The 5,278-nt window shown below is 70.5% G+C and carries 4 protein-coding genes; 2 read left to right on the plus strand and 2 right to left on the minus strand.

What is annotated here, in order from left to right:
• The coding region (locus tag Y694_RS19570; protein WP_036235599.1) for a CHAD domain-containing protein at positions 1-582 on the plus strand (582 nt) is incomplete at its 5' end.
• A gap of 7 nt (positions 583-589) precedes the next feature.
• Here Y694_RS19570 and Y694_RS19575 read toward each other — a convergent pair.
• Both Y694_RS19575 and metG read right to left on the minus strand, forming a co-directional pair.
• Positions 590-2,254 (minus strand): SulP family inorganic anion transporter, encoded by a 1,665-nt coding sequence (locus tag Y694_RS19575; protein WP_036235600.1) that lies wholly within the window; start codon positions 2,252-2,254, stop codon positions 590-592.
• Positions 2,212-4,536: a methionine--tRNA ligase gene (gene metG / locus Y694_RS19580; RefSeq protein ID WP_231497798.1), complete on the minus strand. Its 2,325-nt coding sequence runs from the start codon at positions 4,534-4,536 to the stop codon at positions 2,212-2,214. The genes Y694_RS19575 and metG overlap by 43 nt, the downstream gene beginning before the upstream one ends.
• A gap of 194 nt (positions 4,537-4,730) precedes the next feature.
• Here metG and Y694_RS19585 point away from each other — a divergent pair.
• On the plus strand, positions 4,731-5,278 hold a 548-nt coding region (locus tag Y694_RS19585), incomplete at its 3' end, for a hypothetical protein (RefSeq protein ID WP_036235602.1).

Below are 5,278 nucleotides of genomic sequence, written 5' to 3' on the forward strand. Positions count from 1 at the left end.
CTGCAGCGAGAAGTCGACGCCGCGCTGGTCGCCCTTGGCGAAGCGCCGCTGGCACTGCCGGCCGCCGCCGACCCGCCGCGCTGGACCGATGCCGAGCGCACCCGCCACGGCGCGGTGTGGTTCGATCTGCTGGCCGAGCTGGCGCGGCCGGCGGCCCCGGTCACTCCGGCAGCCGACGAAGCAGTCTCTCCCGCGCTGCCGGCGTTGGCGTCGCAGCGCCTGCAGGCCTGGCACGCGCAGGCGCTGCGCGACGCGAAGCGCTTCGACACCCTGAGCGACGAGGCGCGTCACCGCCTGCGCAAGCGTCTGAAGCGGCTGCGCTACACCATCGAGTTCACCGCCGGCCTGTTCCAGCGCCGCGCCGTCGAACGCTACCTCGATGCCCTGCGCGAGGCGCAGGAACACCTGGGCGAGTTCAACGACGTGTGCGTGGCGCTGGCGGCCTACCGGCCGCTGGTGCCGCAGCAGCCGCAGACCTGGTTCGCTCTCGGCTGGCTCGCAGCGCGGCGCGAGGCGACGCTGGCCGCCTGCAGCCGGTCGCTGAAGCGCCTGCGCAAGGCGCGGCCGTTCTGGCCCGACTGAGCGAGGTTCACGTGGCCGTCGGCGCGACCGATCGCGCCAGCGCCTCGGCGAGCGTGGGCGCGATGCGCTCCTCGCCGATCAGCGCCGTGAAGCCGCTGCGCTGCAGCAGCGAGCGCGGCTGCTCGTTCAGCTCGCACAGCCGCAGTCCCACGCCCTGGCGCTGCAGCGTGCGGTAGAGCTGGGTGAGGGCGTCGACACCGCTGGCGTCGATCGAGATCAGACGCTGCGCCTCGAGCACCAGCACGCGCGTGCCGGCCGGCAGGCGCGCCGGCACCGCCTCGAGCTTGGCCACCGCGCCGAAGAACAGTGCGCCGTAGAGCCGCTCGACCACCACGCCCGGCGGCGTCTCGGCCGGGGCCGCCAGCGGTTCGATGCGGAACAGCGTGCTCATGCGGTAGATGAAGAACGCGCAGGCCATCACCAGGCCCACCTGCACCGCCACCGACAGGTCGAAGATCACCGTCAGCAGGAAGGTGCCGACCAGGATGATGCGGTAGGGCAGGCTGAAGTGCCGCAGCCGTGCGAACTCGTGCCATTCGCCCATGTTCCAGGCCACGAACAGCAGGATGCCGGCCAGCGCCGCCAGCGGCACGTGCTCGGCCAGCGGCGCCGCCACCAGCACCACCACGAGCAGCGTGACCGCATGCACGATGCCGGCGACCGGGCTCGTTGCGCCGGCCCGCACATTGGTGACCGTGCGCGCGATCGTGCCGGTGGTCGGGATGCCGCCGAAGAACGGCGTCACCACGTTGGCGATGCCCTGCGCCATCAGCTCCTGGTTCGGGTCGTGCTTCGGCACGGTGCCCACGTTGTCGGCCACGCGCGCGCACAGCAGCGACTCCACCGCGCCCAGCATCGCGATCGTCAGCGTCGGGATGAACAGCTCCTTCGCGCTGCGCCAGCTGAGCTCGGGCCACACGAAGGCCGGCAGCGCCTGCGGGATGCCGCCGAAGCGCGAGCCGATGGTCTCGACCGGCAGGTGCAGCAGTGCGGTGGCCGTGGTCGCCAGCACCAGCACCACCATCGGCGCGGGCATGCGCGAGGCGCTGCGCAGCGTGGTGTGCTCGACCACGGTGTGGTGCTTCTGCAGCCGCGGCCACGCGAACAGCAGCGCCAGCGACAGCAGGCCGATCGCGAAGGCCATCGGGTTGAAGCTGTCGGCGTGCTCGAGCAGCACGCCGATCTGCGTGAAGAAGTCGGCCGGCAGCTTGGGCGTGACCAGGCCGAACAGGTCCTTGAGCTGCGACAGCGCCACCAGCACCGCGATGCCGTTGGTGAAGCCGATCACGATGGTGATCGGCACGTAGCGCACCAGGCCGCCGAGCCGGAACAGCCCGAGCGCGAACAGCATCGCGCCCGCCAGCACCGTGGCGATCAGCAGGTTGGCCAGGCCGTAGCGCTCGACGATGCCGTAGACGATGACGATGAAGGCGCCTGCCGGCCCGGCGATCTGCACACTGGAGCCACCGAGCGCCGACACCAGGAAGCCGCCGATGATCGCGGTGAAGATGCCCTGCTCGGGCTTGACGCCGCTGGCGATCGCGAAGGCCATCGCCAGCGGCAGTGCGATCACGCCGACCGTCAGGCCGGCGCCGGCGTCGGCTGCGAAGCGGCCGCGGTCGTAGGTCTTCAGCGCATCGAGCAGGCGCGGGCGGAAGCGGTGCAATTGCATGGAGCAGGTCCTCGGGCGTCAGGGGCGGGCGGCAGCGCGGCGGAAGGCCGGGCTGCCGGAGGACCGCAGTGGTGCAGGCGGGCGATGAAGCGACGGCGGCGCGACGGCCCCCAGGTCCGCGTCTCGGCACGGGGCAGGGGGCGGGCGTCGCGCGGGTCGCTCATCGAGGGTCGCGCGCGGCAGCGGGCGTCATCGCACCCGCAGGCCGGCACGGCGCCGGGCGTTGGCTCGAGCAGGTAGAGCCCGGGATGGGTCTTCTCGTCGGCGTGCGACGCGGCCAGCACCATGCCTTCGCTGAGGCCGAACTTCATCTTGCGCGGCGCCAGGTTGGCGACCACCACCGTGAACTTGCCGATCACGTCGGCCGGCTTGAACGCCGACTGGATGCCGCTGAAGACGGTGCGGTGGCGGCCTTCGCCGACATCGAGCGAGAGGCGCAGCAGTTTGGTGCTGCCCTCGACGAGTGCCGCGTCGACGATCTGCGCGAGACGCAGGTCGATCTTCGTGAAATCGTCGATCGTGATCGTCGGCGCCAGCGCCTCGCCGCCGGGAACGGCTCCCGCTCCCGCCGCCGCGGGAGAGGTCTGGGGCGAGGGCTCGGCCGGTGGCTCGAACAGCGCATCGAGCAGCTTCGGGTCGACGCGCTGCATCAGATGCTTGTATTCGCCGATCGCGTGCGCGCCCAGCAGGCGGCCGGCGTCGGCGAAGCGCATCGGCTCGACCTTCAAAAACCCTTCGACCTGCGCCGCCAGCGCCGGCAACACCGGCTTCAGGTAGATCGTCAGCAGGCGGAAGGCCTCGATGCAGGTGCTGCAGACCTGCTGAAGGCGTGCGTCCTGGCCAGCCTGCTTGGCGAGCTCCCAGGGCTTGTTGGCGTCGACGTACTCGTTCACACGGTCGGCCAGTGCCATGGCCTCGCGCAGGGCCTTCGCGTACTCGCGATCCTCGTACAGCCGCGCGATGTCGTCGCGCGCAGCCTGCAGGCCTTCGAGCAGCGTGCGGCTCTCGGCCGGCAACTCGGCGGTCAGCCGGCCGTCGAAGCGCTTGGATAGGAAGCCCGCCGCCCGACTGGCGATGTTGATGTACTTCCCCACCAGGTCGCTGTTGACCCGCGCGACGAAGTCATCCGGGTTGAAGTCCACGTCCTCGACGCGGCCGTTCAGCTTGGCCGCGATGTAGTAGCGCAGCCACTCGGCATTCATGCCGATCTCGAGGTAGCGCAGCGGCGAGATGCCGGTGCCGCGGCTCTTGCTCATCTTCTCGCCGCTCACTGTGATGAAGCCGTGCACGAACACGTGGTCCGGCGTGCGCCGGCCGCTGAAGTGCAGCATCGCCGGCCAGAACAGCGTGTGGAAATAGGTGATGTCCTTGCCGATGAAATGCACCTGCTCGGTCTTCGGGTCGGCCATGAAGGCCTCGAAGTCCAGCCCCTGCTTGTCGAAGTAGTTCTTCAGCGAGGCCAGGTAGCCGATCGGCGCGTCGAGCCACACGTAGAAGTACTTGCCCGGCGCGTCGGGAATCTCGATGCCGAAGTAGGGCGCGTCGCGCGAGATGTCCCAGTCGGCCAGACCACCGTGGCCTTGCTCGTCGGTGGCGAACCACTCCTTGATCTTGTTCAGCACCTCGGCCTGCAGGCGCGGCTGGCCGCTGATCGGCGCGCTGCCGTGGGTCCAGTCCTTCAGGAAATCGAGGCAGCGCGGCGAGCTGAGCTGGAAGAAGTGGTGCTCGCTGGTCTTCATGACCGGCGTCGCGCCGGTCAGCGTGGAGTAGGGGTTCTTCAGCTCGGTGGGCGCGTAGACCGCACCGCAGACCTCGCAGGAGTCGCCGTACTGGTCCTTCGCGCCGCACTTCGGACACTCGCCCTTGATGTAGCGGTCGGGCAGGAACATGGCCTTCACCGGATCGAAGAACTGCTCGATCTCGCGCGTGAAGATCAGGCCGTTGCGGCGCAGCGCGCGGTAGGTGTCCTGCGCGAGCTGGTGGTTCTCGGGGCCGTCGGTCGAGTGCCAGTTGTCGAAGGCGATGTGGAAGCCGTCGAGGTAGGGCTTGCGGCCGGCGGCGATGTCGGCCACGAACTGCTGCGGCGTCTTGCCGGCCTTCTCGGCGGCGATCATGATCGGCGCGCCGTGCGCGTCGTCGGCGCCGACGAAGTGCACCACGCGGCCCTGCATGCGCTGGAAGCGCACCCAGATGTCGGCCTGGATGTACTCCATGATGTGGCCGATGTGGAAATGCCCGTTGGCATAGGGCAGGGCGGTGGTGACGAACAGCTGGCGCGGCATGGGAACGGGGCCGGCGGGGGCCGGCAGGGACAATGGCCGAAGAAAAAGATTGTAGGTCTGGCCCCCGATAATCCGACCCTTGCCCGGCTGCCGCCGGCCTGTCTCTCCGGCTTCCGCTTCGCATGAACCCGCTCCTGCCGCCTCACCGCACGCTCCGTCCCACCGCCCTGCGGTCCGCCGTCGGGAGCGCCTGAATGCCACGCGGCCTGTACGTGGCGTGGCGCCTGCCGCTGGTGTTCTGCGGACTGCTGGTGCTGCTGGTCGGCCTGCTGCTGATCGGCTGGCGCGACTACGCGGCGCTGCTGCAGTCGCAGGAGCTGCGCCTGCGCAGCGAACAGGCGATCGCAGTGCTGGCCGAACTCGACCGCCTCGCGGCGCCGCCCACCGAGATGGCGCTGTGCGTGGCCGTCGGGGCGCCGGTGGCCTCGGCCCCCGAAGGCCGCCCGGACGGCAACCCCTGGAGCGAACCGCTGGCGCGCCTGCGCGGCCTGGTGGCGGACAACCCCTCGCAGGTCGGTCGCGTCGAGTCGCTGACGATGGCGCTGCGTGAATGGCAGCAGCTCTACACGCTGCCGCTGCAGCGGGCCTGCACGGCCGGGCAGCGGCTGGGTTCGGCCTATGTGCAGTCGCTGTTCCGCGTGGCCGCGCCCACCCGGACGCGCATCGCTGCCGAACTCGCCGGCCTGCGGCGCACCGAGGCGGGCCTGCAGGCCGAGCGTGCGGCCGGCGGGCAGGCCGCGCG

Source organism: Methylibium sp. T29-B (genome assembly GCF_000576225.1).
GTDB lineage: Bacteria > Pseudomonadota > Gammaproteobacteria > Burkholderiales > Burkholderiaceae_C > Methylibium > Methylibium petroleiphilum.